16 protein-coding genes are annotated in these 20,037 nt (G+C 64.0%); 11 read left to right on the top strand and 5 right to left on the bottom strand.

The genetic code is table 11. The features are described from left to right. Nucleotides 1-2: 2 nt before the first annotated feature. Both gspE and gspD read right to left on the bottom strand, forming a co-directional pair. Nucleotides 3-1,487: a type II secretion system ATPase GspE gene (gene gspE / locus NCT32_RS13790; RefSeq protein ID WP_061116621.1), complete on the bottom strand. Its 1,485-nt coding sequence runs from the start codon at nt 1,485-1,487 to the stop codon at nt 3-5. A 2-nt stretch (nt 1,488-1,489) separates the two neighbouring features. Further along, entirely contained in the window at nt 1,490-3,895 is a 2,406-nt protein-coding gene (gene gspD / locus NCT32_RS13785; RefSeq protein WP_250477237.1) for a type II secretion system secretin GspD, read from the bottom strand. Nucleotides 3,896-4,498: 603 nt separating this feature from the next. On the opposite strand from gspD, the gene NCT32_RS13780 reads away from it, so the two are divergent. Both NCT32_RS13780 and NCT32_RS13775 read left to right on the top strand, forming a co-directional pair. After that, on the top strand, nt 4,499-4,942 hold the full coding sequence (locus NCT32_RS13780; RefSeq protein ID WP_061116619.1) for a lytic transglycosylase domain-containing protein: 444 nt from the start codon (nt 4,499-4,501) through the stop codon (nt 4,940-4,942). Between the two features lie 137 nt (nt 4,943-5,079). Further along, complete coding sequence (locus tag NCT32_RS13775; protein WP_061116618.1) at nt 5,080-6,357, top strand: GTP-binding protein; 1,278 nt, start codon at nt 5,080-5,082, stop codon at nt 6,355-6,357. A gap of 122 nt (nt 6,358-6,479) precedes the next feature. On the opposite strand, the gene NCT32_RS13770 is transcribed toward NCT32_RS13775, so the two are convergent. Beyond that, nucleotides 6,480-6,758, bottom strand: coding sequence for an HU family DNA-binding protein (locus NCT32_RS13770; protein ID WP_008352404.1), 279 nt, complete (start codon nt 6,756-6,758; stop codon nt 6,480-6,482). A gap of 298 nt (nt 6,759-7,056) precedes the next feature. Between NCT32_RS13770 and NCT32_RS13765 the strand changes: the two genes are divergently transcribed. The 8 genes from NCT32_RS13765 (at nt 7,057) to NCT32_RS13730 (ending at nt 17,179) form a co-directional block, all read left to right on the top strand. Beyond that, nucleotides 7,057-8,079, top strand: coding sequence for a VTT domain-containing protein (locus NCT32_RS13765; protein WP_250490410.1), 1,023 nt, complete (start codon nt 7,057-7,059; stop codon nt 8,077-8,079). Between the two features lie 18 nt (nt 8,080-8,097). Continuing rightward, complete coding sequence (gene mnmC / locus NCT32_RS13760) at nt 8,098-9,900, top strand: bifunctional tRNA (5-methylaminomethyl-2-thiouridine)(34)-methyltransferase MnmD/FAD-dependent 5-carboxymethylaminomethyl-2-thiouridine(34) oxidoreductase MnmC (protein WP_061116616.1); 1,803 nt, start codon at nt 8,098-8,100, stop codon at nt 9,898-9,900. A gap of 820 nt (nt 9,901-10,720) precedes the next feature. Beyond that, the gene (locus tag NCT32_RS13755) at nt 10,721-11,923 is read left to right on the top strand and encodes a cation:proton antiporter (RefSeq protein WP_061116615.1); all 1,203 of its coding nucleotides are present in this window, start codon (nt 10,721-10,723) and stop codon (nt 11,921-11,923) included. 42 nt (nt 11,924-11,965) lie between these two features. Further along, complete coding sequence (locus NCT32_RS13750; protein ID WP_061116614.1) at nt 11,966-13,078, top strand: YbdK family carboxylate-amine ligase; 1,113 nt, start codon at nt 11,966-11,968, stop codon at nt 13,076-13,078. Between the two features lie 729 nt (nt 13,079-13,807). Continuing rightward, nucleotides 13,808-14,452 carry a MarR family winged helix-turn-helix transcriptional regulator gene (locus NCT32_RS13745; protein ID WP_061116613.1) on the top strand — a complete coding sequence of 215 codons (645 nt, stop codon included), beginning with the start codon at nt 13,808-13,810 and terminating at the stop codon, nt 14,450-14,452. Between the two features lie 133 nt (nt 14,453-14,585). Continuing rightward, nucleotides 14,586-15,311, top strand: coding sequence for a glutamine amidotransferase (locus tag NCT32_RS13740; protein ID WP_061116612.1), 726 nt, complete (start codon nt 14,586-14,588; stop codon nt 15,309-15,311). 109 nt (nt 15,312-15,420) lie between these two features. Continuing rightward, complete coding sequence (locus tag NCT32_RS13735) at nt 15,421-16,533, top strand: NADH:flavin oxidoreductase/NADH oxidase (RefSeq protein WP_061116611.1); 1,113 nt, start codon at nt 15,421-15,423, stop codon at nt 16,531-16,533. Between the two features lie 181 nt (nt 16,534-16,714). Continuing rightward, nucleotides 16,715-17,179 carry an SET domain-containing protein gene (locus tag NCT32_RS13730; RefSeq protein ID WP_061116610.1) on the top strand — a complete coding sequence of 155 codons (465 nt, stop codon included), beginning with the start codon at nt 16,715-16,717 and terminating at the stop codon, nt 17,177-17,179. 54 nt (nt 17,180-17,233) lie between these two features. Here NCT32_RS13730 and NCT32_RS13725 read toward each other — a convergent pair whose 3' ends face one another. Both NCT32_RS13725 and NCT32_RS13720 read right to left on the bottom strand, forming a co-directional pair. Next, a complete protein-coding gene (locus tag NCT32_RS13725; protein ID WP_061116915.1) occupies nt 17,234-18,688 on the bottom strand; it encodes a sensor histidine kinase in 1,455 nt (484 codons plus the stop codon). An 80-nt stretch (nt 18,689-18,768) separates the two neighbouring features. Next, the gene (locus NCT32_RS13720; RefSeq protein WP_014192702.1) at nt 18,769-19,455 is read right to left on the bottom strand and encodes a response regulator transcription factor; all 687 of its coding nucleotides are present in this window, start codon (nt 19,453-19,455) and stop codon (nt 18,769-18,771) included. 177 nt (nt 19,456-19,632) lie between these two features. Here NCT32_RS13720 and NCT32_RS13715 point away from each other — a divergent pair, with 177 nt between their 5' ends. Beyond that, nucleotides 19,633-19,863 (top strand): DUF3717 domain-containing protein, encoded by a 231-nt coding sequence (locus NCT32_RS13715; RefSeq protein WP_061116914.1) that lies wholly within the window; start codon nt 19,633-19,635, stop codon nt 19,861-19,863. Nucleotides 19,864-20,037 lie beyond the last annotated feature (174 nt).

The raw sequence follows: 20,037 nt of genomic DNA, 5'->3' as shown, positions 1-20,037 counted from the left end.
CGTTACTCTCCGCCCGTCACGCGCAGCACTTCTTCCAGCGACGTCACGCCGGCGGCGAGCCAGCGGTCGCCGTCCTCGCGCAGCGTGCGCATGCCTTGCTTGCGGCCTGCCTCGAGAATCTCCGCATCCGCCGCGTTGCGATGGATGAGCGGGCGGATCGCGTCGTCGATCAGAAGCAGTTCGTAGACACCGCGACGGCCGACATAACCCGACTGGCCGCATCGCTCGCAGCCGACCGGATGGTAGCGCTTCGTGCCGTCTTCCTCGACGCGCTCTTCCTTGCAGACCGGACAGAGCTGGCGCACGAGCCGCTGCGCGAGCACGCCGAGCAGCGACGACGCCAGCAGATACGGCTCCACGCCCATGTCGGTGAGACGCGTGACGGCAGAGGCAGCGTCGTTCGTGTGCAGCGTCGCGAGCACGAGGTGGCCGGTTAGCGAAGCCTGCACCGCGATCTGCGCGGTTTCGAGATCGCGGATTTCACCGATCATGATGATGTCCGGATCCTGGCGAAGGATCGAGCGCAGCGCGCGCGCGAAGGTCATGCCGATGCGCTCGTTCACCTGCGTCTGCCCGATGCCCGACAGGTCGTATTCGATCGGGTCTTCCACCGTCATGATGTTGGTGGTCGTGGTCTCCAGCCGCGACATCGACGCATAGAGCGTGGTTGTCTTGCCGGAACCGGTCGGGCCGGTGACGAGCACGATGCCGTGCGGCTTGCCGATCAGCTTGTCGAAGTGGACGAGCGTGTCGCGCGCCATGCCGAGCGTTTCGAGATTCAGGCGCTGCGCGTCCTTTTCCAGCAGACGCAGCACCGCGCGCTCGCCGTGGCCGGTCGGCAGCGTGGAAACCCGCACGTCGACGGGACGTCCGCCCACGCGCAACGTGATGCGGCCGTCCTGCGGCAATCGTTTTTCAGCGATATCGAGCTGCGCCATGATCTTGATGCGCGAGATCAGCGCGCCGTGCAGCGCTTTCTTCGGACGCACGACATCGCGCAGCGTGCCGTCGACGCGAAAGCGCACCACTGACGCGTTCTCGAACGGCTCGATGTGAATATCCGATGCCTGCTCGCGCGCCGCCTGCGTGAGCAGCGCGTTGATCATACGGATGATCGGCGCGTCGTCCTCGGATTCGAGCAGATCCTCGACTTCGGGAATGTCCTGCATCAAACGCGACAGATCGACTTCGCCTTCCACTTCGCCGACCACCTGCGCCGCGCTGCCGTCGTTGCGCGCGTATGCCGAATTGATCGCCGCGGCGAGCTCGTCGGCGGGCTTGCGCACGATCGACAGCGCGCCGAAATTGCGCGCGACTTCAGCGAGCGCCGCGTCGGTCGTCCGCTCGCTGATCCATACCTCGATGCTGTCCGCGTGCCGATGCGCGAGCAAGATCTGCCCGCTGCGCGCGAAGCCGTAGGGCACGAGGCGGGCCGCCGCCAGCGGCGACGCCGCGCTGCTCGCGCTCTCGACCGCATCGTTGACCATGCTCACGGCCGGGCTCCCTGTTGGCCGTTCGTCGCGGCGTTACCCGGCAGGGTGTTGGTCGCTGCGTTGCCCGGCATGGCGTTGGTCGCGCCGTTCGCGGGAAGCGGATAGCTGCCCTGCGGCGGCGGCGTCGATTGCGGCGCGGATTGCATCGGCTGCGGCGCCGGACCTGCTTCCGGGTTCTGCGGCAGCGTCGTGCTCGGGCCGGGGCCGCGTGTCGTGTTGCTCCAGTCCAGCAGATTTTGCGCCGGGACGCCGCCGCCTTCGCTCGGACCAATCGGTTTCGGCGGCATCACCGGCACATTCTGATCCTTGATGAGACGGTTGTCCGTCGTCGAGCCGTACTGCTGCTGACGCAGATACTCGTAGCGCGTGTTGGTGATCTGCGTCGAGGTTGCCTGATCGCGCACGATCACCGGGCGCAGGAACACCATGAGGTTGGTTTTCGTGCGCGTCTTGCTTTCGCTTCTGAACAGGCTGCCGATGAACGGAATGTCGCCGAGCAGCGGAATCTTGCTGTTGTTATTGTTGTACTGGTCCTGCATCAGGCCGCCGAGCACGACGATTTCACCGTCATCCGCGAGGATGGTCGACTGCACCGAGCGCGTATTGATCGTCACGCCGCCCGGATCGTTCTTCGTGGTCGCATCGACGCTCGAATCTTCCTGATAGATCTGCATCTTGAGCACGCCGCCATCGGTGATCTGCGGCTTCACATGCAGCGTCACGCCGACGTCGCGCCGGTCGAACGTGTTGAACGCGGTGACCGAGGTGGCCGCGTTCGCGGTCGGCGTCGCGTAGGAACCCGTCACGACCGGCACGTTCTGGCCGACGACGATCTTCGCTTCCTCGTTGTCGAGCGTAATCAGGTTCGGCGTCGAAAGGATGTTCGCATCCGCCGATGTCGACAGCGCCTGCAACAGCCCGCCGAGGCCGAAGAGGTTGCCGAAGCGGTGCAGCAAGCCGATGTTGAGGCCCTGCGCGAGCAGGCCGGTGGTCGACGTGATGGCCGACGGATTCTGTGCGATCGCGTTGCCCTGCAAGGTCAGATCGACGATGTTCGTGTTGCCCTGACCGAAGCTCGAACTGCCGTAGAGCGCGTTGTTGCCGCCGTTCGACAGCAGGAGGCCCTGCCACTGAATGCCGAGGTTCGCGCCGGTGGTCGCGGACAATTCGACGATCAACGCCTCGATGTAGACCTGCGCGCGGCGCGCGTCGAGCTGATCGATCACGGCGCGCAGGTTTCGATAGACCGGGTCCGCAGCGGTGATGATCAGCGAGTTCGTTGCGGCATCGGCCTGGATCATGCCGCCGCCCTGGTCGTTGCCGGACTCGTTGTCCTTGTTCGACGAGAAGCTCGAGTCGCGGTTGCCGGCGCCGCCCGACATCGGATTGTTGCTGCTGCCCGAGGTGCCGCCGAGACCGCCGGGCAAAGGCGGCGTGCCGGCCGTGCCGGTGGACATCGACGAACTGCCGAGACCGCCGCCGCTCTGACCGAACGAATTCGAGCTGGAGTTCGAGCCCGACGTGTTGTCCGAAGTATTGTTGCCCTTGCCCATCATGCCGCGCAGCGTCTTGGCGAGACGCGTCGCGTCGGCATTGCGCAGCGCCACGACGTGCATGTTGCCCGGTTGCGAAGTCGGAGAATCGAGCTTCTGCGCCAGTTGCTTCGCTGCGGCGAGACGCGAGCTGCTGGACGCGCGGAACATCAGCGAATTGGTGCGCGCATCGGGCGTGACGGTGACTTTGAGCGTGGCGTCGGTGCTGCCGATCGCGCCGGGATCGAGCAGCTTGTTCATCTGCTCGGCAACGTCGATGGCGTTCGCGTTCTTCAGCGTGACCACATCGACCGAGCGGCCGGCCGCCGTATCGACACCCGCGATGATGCCCGCGATGCGGCGCACGTTGTCGGCGTAGTCCGTGACGACGAGCGTGTTGTTCGCCGGATAGGCCGCGATGGTGTTGTTCGGCGAAATGAGCGGACGCAGCACCGGCAAAAGATTGTTCGCCGATTCGTTACGCAGTTGAAAGACCTGCGTGATCACCTGATCGCCGCGCGCGGCCGGCGCGTTGCCGACATACGTGGGCACGCCCTGCAGCTTCGCGTCGGCTTCGGGCACGACCTTCAGGACGCCGTGATCCTGCACGAGCGCGAAACCCTGCATGCGCAGCGACGACTGGAGCGTCTTGAGCGCCTGATCCTCGGGAACCGCATTCTCCGAGACCAGGTTGAGTTGCCCCTTCACCCGGGGATCGACGATGATCGTTTTGCCGGTAGCGGCGCCGATCGCCTTCGCGACCTGGTCGATGTCCGCATTGACGAAATTCAGCGTCACTTGCGCGTGCGCGGCTTGCGCGACGATAAGTCCCGCCGCCAGCAGTGCCGTCGCGATACGACGCAGTGCCATAGGTTGTCTTCTCATGAATGTGATGTCAGAGCCGGGTCTCGGGGGAGCCAGCCAAGGCAGCACCGCCCGTCAGCCGAGAGCGCTGCCAACCGCGATGTGGGACGCACAGGCCCGGAACATCGCGATCATTTTAAAAAATATGACGATAACAGCTTAATGTAACGAAAATGTGCCAATTCGTTCCGGATCAGATGACGCCTGGCTGTCGACTTCGCTACGTTTTCCAGCGCCCTCAAGCTTTCAAAAAACTTGCCGATAGACCGTACCTGGACGCTTCCAGAGGTCGGCCGATGCACGCGGGAGCCGAATTGTACCCCGTCCAGAAGTCTTATTATTCATACATTTAGATCACACCTGATTGACGGTCCGATGTGTTCCCGCGCAAGCGGGCTTCCGGCGCTGCACCGGGCGTATGTCTGATAGCCAACTTATGGTCTGATTCGTCAGCCGGTATGATACGGTCGGTTCCGCATTCCGGGCGGTTGCGAAATGGGCGGGTTTTCCCCATGCAGTCCGGCCGCGGGCGTTGATTTGTTGGCGTTGGCGCCAAGGCGCCGCAACGGCGGCATGACGTTCCGCATCTGCGGATGGAGTAGAAGGAAGATGAAGAGAATATTGCGACTACTTGCGATATGCGGGCCGCTCACGGCGGCCGCCTCCGCACATGCGGACTGCTTCGACGAAGCCGCGAAGTATCAGAAGGTCAATCCGCTCATCCTGCGCGCGATCGCCTGGCAGGAATCGCACAACAAGCCTGACGCCATCAACAAGAACGCCAACGGCTCGACCGACTACGGGCTGATGCAGATCAATTCGATCCATCTCAACACGCTGGCGCAGTACGGCATTTCCAGCGGCACGCTGATGGAGCCGTGCAAGAGCGTGTATGTCGCCGCCTGGCATCTGCGCCAGAAAATGAACAAGTACGGCAATTCGTGGCAGGCGGTCGGTGCTTACCATTCCGAAACACCCGCGCTACGCGACAAGTACTCGGCGCAGATCATCGAGATCCTGCGTCGCTGGAAGCTGCTTCAGGCCACGCGCTGACCCAAGGCGCGCTACTCGCACACGCGCCGCGTCCGGCGCGCATTTGATGCAAAATCCCCTATTCGATCGCCCGCGCCGCCCGAACGGCAGCGCGGGCTCGCGCTCGCGCGCTCCCTTCCTCCGTCACGCTCACTGCGATGAACCAGACGCCATTGCCCATTACCGTGCTATCGGGATTCATCGGCGCGGGTAAGACCACGCTCGTCGATGCCTTGCTCGCCAACGCCGAAGGAATCCGCATCGGCGCCGTGACATGCGGCAAGGCCGCGTCCGGCGCGGAACGCGAAACCACCGACTTGCCCAACGGCTGCCTCGTGCTGACGCTCGGCGACCCATCGATGGAGACGCTCGAAAGCGCGATCACCTGGATCGCGGAACAGCAGCGCTTCGATGCGATCATCGTCGAATCGTCGGGCATCGCGAATCCGATCACGATCGCCGAGCATCTCGCATTCGGCGATGACGACGACGCGACGCTCGCGGGCCGCGCGCATCTCGATACGTTCGTGACCGTGATCGATGCCGCGACCTTCCTGCGCGACTATGCGTCTTCGGACTCGCTCGCCGAGCGCGGTCTCTCGCAAGAAAGCCACGGCGACGAAGACGACCAGACAGTCGTCGAGACCCTCATCGAGCAGATCGAGTTCTGCGATGTCATCGTCATCAACAAGATCGATCTCGCCGGCGCGGACGAAGTGGAAAGGATCGCGCGCATCCTGCACGGGCTCAATCCGCGCGCGCTTCAAGTGCGGGCGCAATCCGGCAACGTGTCTTCCGGCGACGTGCTGAACACCGGCCGCTTCGATTTCGATGCGACCGCGAGCGCGCCCGGGTGGCTTGCGATTCTCAACGGCGAGCACGCGGCGAGCGACGAGCCCGATGCCTCCGGCATCGGCCATTATGTGTATCGCGCACGCCGGCCGTTTCATCCCGAGCGCCTGTGGAACCTGCTGCATCAGGAATGGCCCGGTGTCCTGCGGGCGAAAGGCTTCTTCTGGCTCGCGACGCGAAGCGATGTCGGCGGCTCGCTGTCGCAAGCGGGCGGGACCGTGCGGCACGGTCCGGCGGGGTTGTGGTGGGCCGCGCAAGATCGCAGCGAATGGCCGATCGACGACCCCGAGCTCGAAGCGGAGATCGTTGCGGAATGGTATGGCGACCCGGACGACAACAGCATCGGCGATCGCCGGCAGGAACTGGTGCTGATCGGCGAGAACCTCGACCGCACCGCATGGCAGGCCAGGTTCGATGCATGCCTTCTGACCGACGACGAATGGGCGCTCGGCCTCGATGGCTGGCATCGCTTCGCCGATCCGTTTCCCGCTTGGGACGTCGAAGAGCACGACCACGATCACGATCATGATAACGACCACCACGATCATGGTCCCGATTGCAATTGCGAGGATCATCGGCATTGAAGCGTGAACGGCTCGATGCAACGTCGAGCCCGCCAACGAGATGCGCAGCCGAAAAAAAAACCCGCCGAAGGCGGGTTATGTATAACTGGCTACTTCGAGTAGCCGCACAATCGGCAAGAAGCTTACCGCTTGTTCACTGCGTCCTTGAATGCCTTGCCAGCCGTAAACTTGACCGTCTTCGCGGCCGGAATCTTGATGGACTCGCCAGTCTTCGGGTTGCGGCCGGTGCGCGCTGCGCGCTTTCCCGAGCCGAAGCTGCCGAAGCCGATCAACTGAACTGCGTCACCTTTCGATACAGCCTTCTTGATCACTTCGAGCAACGTGTCCAGCGTTTCGCCGGTTTGAGCCTTGCTGGCGCCGGTCTGAGCGGCTACGGCGTCGATCAATTCCTGTTTGTTCATTAAGGTTCCTTTATCAGTTTAGGTTGACACGAACAGCGCGAACGCGCCGATTATACGTGCGCAAGCCGTGCAGTCGAGTAGCGACGGCCTTCTGGCGCGGCCGACCGGGGAATCGGCGGTGTTACGCGCCATCTCAACGGCATTGCTTCACTTCGTCGCCTTCACGCCGCCTCTATACGCGGCGCTTGGTATGATAGCGCAGCGCAAACCCAATCAGGATAAGGGTTTCAAAGATTTACCCTTATATTTTTGAGGCTCGCGGCGGTTTTTTTTGGCGCAGAACAACTGGGTCCGATCCATGCTACGCGAGCTGATCATCGAATACGGCCTGCCGTTGGTTTTTGCCAACGTTCTGCTCGAATGCCTCGGCTTGCCGCTCCCAGCCTTGCCCACACTGATTCTGACGGGTGCGATCACGGTCTCCGCGAGCTTCGCAACGGGCGTGCCTTCGGGCTTTCCGTCGGCTGCATGGGGGCCGCTCTTGGCGATCGTCGTCACGGCCAGCATGGCCGCGCTCATCGGCGACACGCTCTGGTTCTGGCTCGGGCGTCGCTACGGCAGCCGCGTGCTTGCCTTCATGTGCAAGATCTCGATCTCGCGCGATACCTGCGTGAACCGCAGCCTCGACTTCTTCGGGCGCTTCGGCGTGCGCATTCTCGCCCTGTCCAAATTCATCCCCGGCCTGTCGACGCTCGCGATACCCGTCGCGGGCGCGACCGGCATCGGCTTCGGCAGCTTTCTCTTGTATGACGCGCTCGGCGCATTGTTGTGGTCCGGCATCGGCGTCGCGTTCGGCGCGATGTTCGCCGATCTCGTCGATCGCATGCTCGCCTGGCTCGACCTGTTCGGGCGCGGCGTGGTCGTGCTTGCGATCATCGCGCTCGCGCTCTATCTCGCCATGCGCTGGTGGCAGCGCGTGTCGCTGTTGCGGAGGCTGCGCATGGCGCGCATCGATATCGCGATGCTGCGCGCGCTGCTCGATGGCGAACCGCCGCCGCTCGTCATCGACGTGCGCCGCCGCGAACGCCGCGCGATGGATCCGTTCGCCATTCCCGGCGCGCTGCTCCTGCACGACGACGCCGCATCGCAGCTCGCCGGTATCGCCCGCGACCGCAAGCTCGTGACGTACTGCGACTGCCCGAGCGAAGTGTCCGCCGCGCTTGCCGCCAAGGAACTCGCCGCGCACGGCTTCACCGATGTCGCGCCGCTGCTCGGCGGCCTCGCGGCATGGCGCGCGGCGGGCTACGCGCTCGAGCCGCTGACGATCGAAGACGCCCCGAACGGCGCCGCGCGGACCTTGGCCAAGTCGTCTTCCGCTTGACGTGTCTTCCCCTGTCGCATGACCGAATCTCTGTTTTTCGCGCCGCACGATCTTCCCGCGCGCTGGCGGCGCACGCGCGTCTTCACCTTCGTCGATATGACATTCAGCGCCTTCCTCCCGCTCTGGCAGCGCTGGCGCGACGACGAAGAGCGTTGCGACCGGTTGCACGTCGTGGCGATTGCGACGCTAAAGGCGCTGGACGATCCACCATCGACCGATGACGCATCGCCGCTCGCGGCCGAGCTTGCACGCGCGTGGCCGATGCGCGTGGCAGGCATGCATCGGCTGGAGTTCGACGAAGGACGCGTGGTGCTCACGCTCGCCATTGGCGACGACGCGCAGGCGATGCTGTCGAAACTCTGGCTACGCGCCGATGCCTTCCATCTCGAAGCGACCGACGATCCACGCGCCCTATGCAAATCGCTCGCGCGCTTTGCCGGCGACGGCGCGACAGTCTGCGCGAACGCATCCGGGCCGCTTCATTTGCCGATGCGCCGCGCGCTGGAATCGTCGGGCTTCGAGTGCTCGTCGGCGGCGGCGGACGCACGGCTCGTCGCACGCTTCGCGCCGCGCTGGCGCGTGCGCCGCCACGAACCGCCGCTTCCTTGCGCTGCGAGCGCGCGCGAGGCCGTCGTCATCGGCGCGGGACTCGCGGGCTGTGCCGTGAGCGCGCGGCTCGCCGGGCGCGGCTGGCACGTCACGCTGATCGATCGTCACGCGTTGCCCGCGCGCGATGCATCGGGCAATCCGGCGGGCGTGTTTCATCCTATCGTCTGGCGCGACGACAGTGTCGCCGCCCGCCTCACGCGCGCGGGCTTTCTCTACGCATTGCGCCGATGGCAGGCGCTCGAAGACGCACATCACGACTTGCTGCGCAGCCCCGCGGGTTTGCTACAGATCGCCGACACGCCCGAAGACGCCACTGCGCTCGCCGCCGCCATCGCGCGCTTCGCGTATCCATCTGAATACGTGCAGCCGACGACGCGCGCCGATGCATCGCGCATCGCGGGCGTCGATGTCGCGCGCGGCGGCTGGTTCTTTCCGCGCGGCGGTGCGATCTCGCCTGCGGCCGTTTGCACAGCGCAACTCGCCGACGCCGCTGCCCGGATCACGCTGCGCATGGAAACCGACGTAACGCGCATTGCGCACGATGGCCGCATCTGGAGCGCGTTCGATACGAGCGGCGGCGAGATCGCGAGCGCGCCGGTGATGGTGCTCGCCAACGCTCACGATGCCGCGCGGCTCGCCGGTCTGTATGGCGCGCCGACACGCAGCGTGCGCGGCCAGCTCACCGTGCTCGATTCATCCGCGCTCGATGCCCTGCGTGCGCCGGTTATCGGCGAAGGCTACGCGGTGCCGCTCGGCGCGGACGGCGCGCTCATCGGCGCGACCTATGACATCGACGATCCCGACCGGGATATTCGCGAAGCCGGGCATCTGGAGAACATCGAGCGCGTCGCGGGGATGTTGCCGGATCTAGCGCTCGCGCCGAAGCAAATCCGCGCGGGGCGCGTCGCGTTCCGCTGCGTGACGAGCGACCGCATGCCGATGATCGGCCAGCTTGCCGACGAAAGCGCCGCGCGCCGCGATGCGCCTCAACTCTCGGGCGCGTGGCCGCTCGATCTGCCGCGCATGCCCGGTCTTTACGGCGCATTCGCATTCGGCTCGCGCGGGCTCGTCTGGGCGACGCTCGCGGCCGAGCTGATCGCGTCGCAGATTGAAGGAGAACCGTGGCTCATCGAGCGCGAACTCGCGGACGCCGTCGACCCAGCCCGCTTTTTGCTCAGAGCGCTCCGTCACGGAGAAATCGGCTCGACATAGTTGTCCCCGGCACGTTGTGGATAACCCGTCTAATTGCAGGTGGAAGTCGTGTGAACGCGATGTGCACGTAAACGGGACAACCTGGACTTCCGGTTTACGCGCGCCAAAGTTGTTCCGGGTTGGCCGCGCCGCGCCAACGTGTTTACGGCCCGCTTCTGCTTTATCCAAATGATTGAATGTAAAGACGAAAGATGGGTTATCCACAGAAGACGCAGCCTCTTGTTAACTACTACTACGTTTATATACAGTAAACCTGTAAACACCTGAAGACGAAGCCATCGGTCAGGCATAAACCAGAAATCCGAACGTCCCGATAACGGCGAGCGGTCAGCCTTTCCATCCTGCTTCGAGCCCGGCAGTCGCTTTTACTTCATAAGAATCAGGAGCTTGGACTTTCTGTCAGGGCAACGGAGGTATGGCACAATCGCGCTTCTTCCTGCGTCGCGCCGTTCGGACGGCGACCGCTTCATTGGAACGATGGTTGCGAGCCAAGAATCTGATCAACGAAGCCGCGCCGTCGTTTGCTGTGTTCGGCCCGGCATTCGAGCGGGCGCCGCATGCGTTACCCATGTCACACGGATCCGAGTTCTCCGGTGCGACATCGAGGGCATGCAGGGCGCATCGCAGCTAGCCGAACGCGTCGTCTAATCCGTGCACGTCCTGACGTGACGCCGTGTTCGTTCGCATTTCGTTTCGCCTGAATGAACCAACGCTCGCATAGCGGGCCCGATGCGCCTCGCCCGCGAGCGCGCGCCGTCGATGCGAGTCACGCAACGGAACGTGCACGCTCTGCTGCAGCAACGAAGGAGAAGCCAATACGATGAATTCGGCATTTTCATTTTTGCCCGTCTGGCCGCTCGAACCCGACGCCATTTTCTGGGCCGGTCTCGCGCTCATTACGGCGGGGCTCGCCGGCGAGCTGTTATGGCGCGCGTGGCGCTTGCCGCGCATCACCGGGTTCGCGGTGATCGGGCTGATCGCCGGTAACGCGGGTCTCGGTGTGATCGACGCAAGCGCGGCCGGCCTGTCGCGGCCGCTGCTCGATGTCGCGCTCGGGCTGCTGCTCTTCGAATTGGGTGGGCGGCTCGATCTGCGCTGGATCCGTCGCAATCCGTATCTGATCTTGTCGAGCATCGCCGAATCGACGCTGACGTTCGGCCTCGTGCTGATCGCGCTGACATTGCTCAACGTGCCGACGATGCCCTCGGTCGTGATCGCGGCCATTGCGATGGCGACGTCGCCCGCGATGGTCATCCAGTTGAAGACCGAACTGCGCGCGGAAGGCCAGGTCACGCAACGTCTGCTGACGCTGACCGCGCTCAACAGCATGTATGCGGTGATCGTCGAGAAGCTCGCGGCGGGCGTGCTGCATCAGGAAATCTACGGCAACGCGCTCGCGACGATCCTGCAGCCGCTCTATCTGCTGATCGGCTCGCTCGTGCTCGCGTTCCTGCTCGCGCGCGCCTGCAATCTGCTGGTGCGGCGCCTGCCCGCGAACGACGAGCATTCGTTCGTCGCGCTCTTCGGGCTCGTGCTGCTGGCGATCGCGGTCGCGCATATCTTCAAGCTGTCGACGATTCTCGCGCTGCTCGCCGCGGGCATCATCGTGAAAAACGCCGACGAACGTCCGCAACTCTGGCCGTCGCACTTCGGCTCCGCCGGATGGCTCCTGACCGTGATTCTTTTTGCGCTGACGCTCACGCCGTTTCACTGGCGCGATATCGCGCTCGGCGGCGTCGCGGCGCTCGGGCTGATCGTTGCGCGTTTCGTCGGCAAGCTCGTCGGCGTGCTGATTTTCGCGAAGCCGAGCGGGCTCGACTGGAAGCAGGGCGCGGCGCTCGGCGTCGCGCTGACGCCGATGTCGGCGCTGGCGTACGTGCTCGTCGACGACATGTACGTTCTCTATCCGGACTACGACCCGACGCTGCGCGCGATCATCATGTGCTCGATCGTCGTGCTGCAGATAGTCTCGCCCTTCGTGGTCTACCGCAGCCTGTCGGCAGTCGGCGAGCGGCGCGAGTGATCGCGCCCGCTTGACTCATGCATTGATTATTCAAGAGGCGCCATGGCACTCGAACCTTTCATCAACTCCGAACCGTTCACGTTCGGCGTCGAGCTGGAGATCCAGGTCGTCAACACGCACGACTACGATCTGACCCGCGCCGCGTCGGACCTCATGCGTCTCATCAAGGACGAAAAAATTCCGGGCAACATCACGCCTGAAATCACCGAAAGCATGATCGAGCTTTCGACCGGTATCTGCACGACGCACGAGCAGGCTGTCACGGACCTTCGCAAGATCCGCGATACGCTCGTCGCCGCGGCGGATCAGCTCAACGTCGGGCTCGCGGGCGGCGGCACGCACGCGTTCCAGCAATGGAGCGATCGTCAGATCTACGACGCGCCGCGCTTCCAGTACATCTCCGAACTGTACGGATACCTCGCCAAGCAGTTCACGGTGTTCGGCCAGCACGTCCACATCGGTTGTCCCGATCCGAACAGCGCGCTCTTCCTGCTGCACTCGATGTCTCGCTACATCCCGCATTTCATCGCGCTTTCAGCGTCGTCGCCATACATCCAGGGTGTCGACACGGGGTTCCACTCGGCGCGTCTGAACTCGGTGTTCGCGTTTCCGCTGTCGGGGCGCGCGCCCTTCGTGCTGACCTGGGACGGCTTCGAGGAATACTTCTCGAAGATGGTCAATACGGGCGTCGTCAACAGCATGAAGGACTTCTACTGGGACATCCGGCCGAAGCCCGGCTTCGGAACGATCGAAGTGCGCGTGATGGACACGCCGCTTTCCGTCGACAGGGCGGCCGCGATCGCCTGCTACATCCAGACGCTGTCGCGCTATCTGCTGCTCGACAAACCGCTGACGCCGCGCGAGGACGACTATCTGGTCTACACGTTCAACCGCTTCGAGGCGTGCCGCTTCGGACTGGAAGGCACGTGCATCCATCCGCAGACGGGCGAGCGGCGCACCATCGGCGAGGACATTCTCGCGACGCTCGACGTGCTCGCTCCGCATGCCGAAGCGCTCGGCTCACAGGCCGCGCTCGCGGAGGTGGCCGATATCGCGCGCGGCGTCAACGACGCGACCTGGCTACGCGGCGTGGTGGACAAGGAAAAATCGCTGCACGAGGCGGTCAGGCAGCAATGCCTGCAGTGGCGCCGATAACGCTGCGCTTACGCCGACGCGAATCGGCGAATCATGACGAAAGGCCGCTTCGAGAAGCTTACGAAGCGGCCTTTATCTTTGGGCCGTATGAAACATGTGCATGACGAGCAATGTGCATAAAGCGCTCGCGGCAACGTTGGAAGAAAAACCGATTCAGCGACGCTAAGGTTTACTTCAAGAAGTCCGTATACATCCGTAATAGTAGTTAACAAGTCTTCCCCGACGCTGTGGAAAACGTCAAAAAGAGGTGCAGAGTCAACGAGCTAGCGCGATGATAACCATGCGGCCCGCGTGTGGCGTCGCGACGAGGATTCTGGACAACGGAAAGGTGTCCGACGCGAGGGGAAGTGTTATCAAGAATACGCCCACATCAAAGAAGACTCTTTTCCACGGGTTATCCACAGTTCTGCGTGGATAATTAAGGTGTACGTTTGTTCTATGTCGCTTAGAATGGCGACTTTGCTGGCATGGCGTTATAGTCGGCAAGAAAACAGCGCCACGAGCAGGACCATAAGACGGCGCATAACGAAGAGGGTTGCAACGTCCCCATTCAGGCACCGCTAATTGGCTTGGCACGCCTGAATTTTGAGACGGCGGGGACCTGGAACGAAGGGCAGTTCGCAAGGGGTTCGGAGTACTTTCTGCGGGCGGCGTTTCGAACGAGGTGTTCGCGGTGGTTGCCGCGAACGTGCCGTCAGAACACATAAGCGGAACAACAAGCGAAAGACTATGAGTGAAGGCGTTTACGGAGAGCAGGCGACGGGGCGGGTGACCCACGGCCTGCTGAGGCTGAGCACCGCGATGCGCAGCCAGGCATGGGAATGGGCGGAAGGCGCGGGGCTGACGCCGACCCAGGGTGAAATTCTCGTTCTGCTGATGCAGCGCAAGGGGCCGATGCGCCTCGGCGAGATCGCACGTGAAACGGCGCTGACCGCCGCCACGACGAGCGATGCGGTGAGCACGCTCGAAGGCAAGGGTCTCGTCGAAAAGCGCCGCGCGCTCGACGACGGCCGCGCGCTCGCGGTGCGTCTGACCGCGCGTGGCCGCACGGCTGCGAAGAAGGCACTGCAATGGCCGGACTTCCTCGCGAAGGCGGTCGGCACGCTGCGCGAGGACGAGCAGGTGGCGTTCTATCGCACGCTGCTCAAGACAATCCGTCAGCTCGAATCGCAGCAGCAGATTCCGGCGCACCGCATGTGTCTCTCCTGCTCGCACTTCGAGGCGAGCAAGAATCCGAAGAAGACGCCGCATCACTGCGCGCTTCTGCAGATCGACATGGCGGACACGGATCTGCGTCTCGACTGTTCGGTATACGAAGAAGCCGACGTCGCCACGCAGAAGAAGAGCTGGAAGGTCTTCGCCCAAGTCGCCTGAATCAGGCTGCGCGGGTAAAAAGCCATCTGGCGGCATCCGGCGCTGTGAGGCCGCGGCGAGTCGGTTAGACTGTGCCCGTCGCGCCTCGCCGCGAGGCCCGGCTCGTCACTACTCCGTCCCGGGAAAGCCGCCGATGAAACATGAAGTCCTGGCGATTCGCCACGTCTATTTCGAAGATCTGGGCAGCCTCGAACACGTGCTCGGCGATCGCGGCCATCTCGTGCGCTATCTGGACGTCGGACGCGGCCGTATCGACGCGCCCAATCCGCTCGATCCTTCGTTGCTCGTCGTGCTCGGCGGACCGATCGGCGCTTGCGACGACGCGCATTATCCGCATCTCGCGCCGCTGCTTTCGATGCTCGAAAAGCGCATCGCGGCAGGCTTGCCGACGATCGGCATCTGCCTCGGCTCGCAACTGATCGCGCGGGCGCTCGGTGCGCGTGTGTATCCGTCGGGCAAGCTGGAGCTCGGCTGGTCGCCGCTCGAGCTGACCGGCGCGGGACGCGCGTCCGCGCTGCGGCATCTCGAAGCCGACGGCGCGCCCGTTCCGGTCTTTCACTGGCACGGCGATACCTTCGATCTCCCCAAGGACGCGACGCTCCTCGCATCCACCGATCTCTGCGCGCATCAGGCATTTTCCTGGGGCGAGCACGTTCTCGCGCTGCAGTGTCATCCCGAAGTGCTCGTGGAGCGCTTCGAGAGCTGGCTCGTCACGTACCCGGGCGATATCGCGCGCAGCGGCGCGACGGTCGCCTCACTGCGCGAAGACACCGCGCGTCACGGCGCGAAACTCGAACGGGCCGCTCGCGCGATGTTCGGCGAATGGCTCGACCGCTTCGCCGTGGTGGACGCGCGCTGAACGTGTGATGGTATGAATCATCGCGCCGCGTCTCGCGCGGTGCGCGTCCCTGCACGAAAGAAATCGCGGTGCTATTCTCGATCGCTCCTTTCTAGCGACGAGCCACGCCATGAGCGCGCTGTTCACTCCCACGACCCTCCGCAGCCTCCAGCTCCCGAACCGCATTTTCGTCTCGCCGATGTGTCAATACTCCGCCGAGCGCGGCGAGGCTACGGCATGGCACATGATCCATCTGGGCCACCTCGCGTTGTCCGGCGCGGGCATGCTGTTCATCGAGGCGACCGCCGTCGAGCCGGACGGCCGCATCACGCCGGGTGATCTCGGTCTTTGGGACGACGTCACCGAGGCCGCGCTGCGTCCGGTGCTTGCCGCGATCCGCCAGTATTCGAAGATCGCGGTGACGATGCAGCTATCGCACGCGGGCCGCAAGGCATCGAGCCGCAAGCCGTGGGAAGGCGGGCAGCTGATCTCCGTCGCCGATGGCGGCTGGATGACCTTTGCGCCATCCGCCATTGCGCACAAGCCTGAAGAGACCCCGCCGCTCGCGCTCGACGCCGCTGGCCTCATCCGTGTGAAGGAGGCGTTCGTCGCATCGGCGAAGCGTGCGGCGCGGCTCGGCATCGACGGCATCGAAGTGCACTGCGCGCATGGCTACCTGCTGCATCAGTTCCTGTCGCCGCTCGCCAATCAGCGCACCGACGAATACGGCGGCTCGCTCGAGAACCGCATGCGGTATCCGCTCGAAATCTTCGACGCCGTGCGCGCTGCGTTTCCCGCCGACAAGCCGGTCGGCGTGCGCGTCTCCGCGACCGATTGGGTCGAAGGCGGATGGAGCATCGAGGATACGATCGCGTTCGCGTCGGAGCTGAAAAAGCGCGGCGTGGACTGGGTCGATGTGTCGTCGGGCGGGGTCTCGCCGTTGCAGAAGATTCCGTTGTCGTCGGGCTATCAGGTGCCGTTCGCGCAGGCCGTGAAGGAAGCGACGGGCGTGAACACCGTGGCCGTCGGGCTGATCACCGAGGCAAAGGAAGCGGAAGAAATCGTCAGGAGCGGCAAGGCCGATTACGTCGCAATGGCGCGCGCGATGCTCTACGATCCGCGCTGGCCGTGGCACGCCGCCGCCGAGCTCGGCGCAACCGTCACCGCGCCGCCGCAGTACTGGCGCTCGCAGCCGCGCGAACAGAAGAATCTCTTCGGCGAGATCACCATCGGGCAACGCTGAAAAGTTTCGAACATCGTCCAGACGGTTGAGCATTCGCGCGCCGGGAGTGTAGGATACCGGTCTGTTGAGCGCGAGCGTTCAACCGAGCGAACGCGGCGCCTTTTGAGGCCACCGCGTTTTTTTTCATCCCGATGTTCATCCCGATCGCGCGGGAGCGAAGCGTTATTTAAGGATTCGTTCGATGAGTTCACGCAGGGTCACCGTTCGCCGCTCCGGCGTGCATGGCAAGGGCGTGTTTGCCGTGAAGCGGATTGCCGCGGGCGAGCAGGTGATGGAATACAAGGGCGAGCGCATTTCATGGAAGGAAGCGCTGCGCCGCCATCCGCACAACCCCGAAGAGCCGAACCACACGTTCTACTTCGCACTCGACGACGGCCGCGTGATCGACGGCAAGATCGAGGGGAACAGCGCGAAGTACATCAACCATTCGTGCGCGCCGAATTGCGAGGCCGAGGAAGTCGAAGGGCGCGTGTTCATTCACGCGTTGCGCGACATCGAGCCGGATGAAGAACTGAACTACGACTACGGGCTCGTCATCGACGGCCGCATCACGAAGAAGCTCAAGCAGGAATACGAGTGCCGATGCGGCGCAAGGAAATGCCGCGGCACGATGCTCGCGGTGAAGAAGGAGAAGAAGAAAAAGTAGGTCGCGCGCGCGTCGAGTCGATGCGAAAGAGCCACGCAAGCGCGTGGCTCTTTTTCATTCCGCCGCCGGCTTCTCTTCCTTGAGCGGCATGCGCACGATGAAGCGCGCGCCGCCTTCCGGCGCGTCCTCATAGTGCACGGTGCCGCCGTGCAGCACCATGATGTCGTGAACGATCGCGAGCCCGAGTCCCGCGCCGCCTTCCACGCTTTGTCCGTCGCCGCGGAAGAAGCGCTTGAAGAGATCCGGCTGCTGATCCGGCGGCACGCCCGGGCCGTTGTCCTCCACGATGACTTCGCCGAAGCGGCGGCCATTCGCGTCGCGCCATTCCGTGACCGTCATGGTGATACGCGCGCCTTCGATGCGAAACGGCGGAATGTACTTGAGCGCGTTGTCGATCAGATTTGCCAGGACTTCGCGGGCGAGCACGACGTTGCCGCGCACGATCAGCGGATGCTCGTTCTCGGGGTCGTCGAGACGCTGAAAGCCGAGATCGACGTGCGCGGCGAGCGCACGCGGCACCCACTCCGCGCCGGTTTCGAAGGCGAGCGCGGCGATGTCGAAATCGGCGAAACGCGCCGCCTGTTCGCCCGGCTCGGCGCGCGCGAGAGAGAGCAGTTGATTCGAAAGCCGCACCGCGCGATCCGCCGATGCACGCAACTCCTTCACCGCCTCGATCGCTTTGTCGGGATCGCGCGAACTGAGCGCCTGCTCCGCGTGCAGCTTGACCGCGGTCAGCGGCGTGCGCAGTTGATGCGCGGCATCGGCGATGAACTTGCGCTGCGCATCGAGCGCGCTCTGCAGGCGCACGAGCAAGGCGTTCATCGCGCTCGTGAGCGGGCGGATTTCGCTGGGGACATAAGTCTCGTCTACGGGCTCGAGCGAGATGTGCGTCTGCTGGTTGAGCGCGTCGGCGAGATCGGTGAGCGGGTTCAATTGCTGATTCACGACGCGCCACACGATCACCCAGCCCGCGAGCAGCAGCAGCGCGAGCGGCATCATGATCGCGATGAGAAACTCCACGGCGATCCGATACCGCGAGCCGACCCGTTGCGCCACTTCGACGACGATCGGATTGCCGGTCGGCTGCGGCACGCGCACTTGCGCCGCGCGCACGGAGACGCCCTGGAAGTGCGTCTCGAAGACATACGCGTAGTGGATGCGCCGCACGTTGGTGCCGGTGAGCGGCAGATCGGGCTCGCCCGCGATTTCCTCATCGCCCGTGCTGATGCGGTAGATGAGCTGCTCGACAGGATCGGAGAACATCGCCTGCGCGAGCGGCGGGACGGTGACGGGCGCATCGACGCCCGCGAGCTGGATCTGCTTGGAAATGGCAGTGGCCAGATCCGCGAGCGAGCGGTCGACGACGTGCTGCGTGTACTGCCAGGCGAGCCAGTACGCCATGAGGCCGCTCATCAGCGCGAGCAGGGACAGCGGCGCCGCGAGGCGGCGCAGCAGCGTGCGCCGCAGGCTCGGGGGCGCCGGCGTCCTGGTGGCTGTCGATCGAGCCAGATCGAGCCAGTCTTCGCGGGCGAAACGCTGATCGCTCGCACGGCGGGTGGGAAATCGCAAGGCGGTCTACGGCAGAAGCATTACGCGGCTTGCCGGATCTCCTGAAGCAGATAGCCGAAGCCCCGCACCGTCACGATCTCGACGCGCGTGTTTTCGAGTTTCTTGCGCACGCGGTGCACATACACTTCGATCGCCGTATCGCCGAGATCGCCGCCGAAGTGGGTCAGGTGATCCTGCAACTGCGCCTTGCTCACGACGCGGCCGTGGCGCAGCAGCAGCATTTCGAGCACGGCGAATTCACGCGGCGAGAGTTCGAGCGGACGTTCGTCGTTGAAGATGCGACGATCGACCCCCGACAGCCGCAGGCCGCCCAGCGACACTTCGGGGCGCGGCACGTCGCCGTGCGGGCCGCTGCGGCGCATCACCGCGCGAATGCGCGCTTCGAGTTCCTGCGGCTCGAAGGGTTTCAGCATGTAGTCATCGGCGCCGCTGTTCAGGCCTTGCACGCGGTCGTGCAGCTCGTCGCGCGCGGTGAGGATGATCACCGGCGTATGGCGGTTGCTCTGGCGAAAACGCGAGAGCAGCGTCATGCCGTCGATGCCGGGCAAGCCCAGATCGAGAATGACGAGTTCATGGCGGTTCTGCGCGAGCGCCTGCTCGGCGAAGATGCCGTCGTGGACCATGTCGACCGTGAAGCCGGATTGTTCGAGGCTGCTTTGAATGCCGCGCGCGATGGGGCGGTCGTCTTCGATCAGAAGGATTCGCATGGAGTCGCTCAAGTACAATGGTTGAGTTCAAGCGGGCGGGGCGGTCGGTGACATGCTCACATGCACGACGGGGCGGCGCGGGCTCGAGCGGTTTACATCTCATATCTCATGCGGCGTCGCGCGACCGTATCCCGGAATGCGCGAGCCGCCGTACACCGAAAGTGTTTCTGCCCGGACATGGCTGTCATCTCGATCAACGAACTCGAAGCCGCGATCAACTACTGGCGCGGCCGCTCTCCGTCTAGCGGCGACGAACTCAGCCTTTGCAAGGAGGCGAGCGCGTTGTCCAGGCCCTATGCGCTGCTGATTGTACAGCGTCAGTCCGGCGTGCCACCCGAGCAACTGGACGACGACGCGCGCGCCGCGTGGGAAGCTTACGAGCAATTCAGGAATGGTATCCAAGACTGAAAGCTAGCTGACGTCTGAGCTTTCTTTTTCCTGTTCTAACGCTTTCGTTTTTCCCGATTTCGCGGAATTTCGCGCGATTTTCGCCTTTCGCGATGTCATGATTGGTAACACGCGCGTTACTTTGTTTGCCGCCGTAAGCAATTCGTCAAATACGCGCTGAACGGCCCTTTCGCG

The sequence above is a fragment of the Caballeronia sp. INML2 genome, from assembly GCF_023631365.1.
Lineage (GTDB): Bacteria > Pseudomonadota > Gammaproteobacteria > Burkholderiales > Burkholderiaceae > Caballeronia > Caballeronia turbans.
The sequence above is the reverse complement of the archived record's forward strand: the minus strand, read 5'-3'. Positions and strand labels throughout refer to the sequence as shown.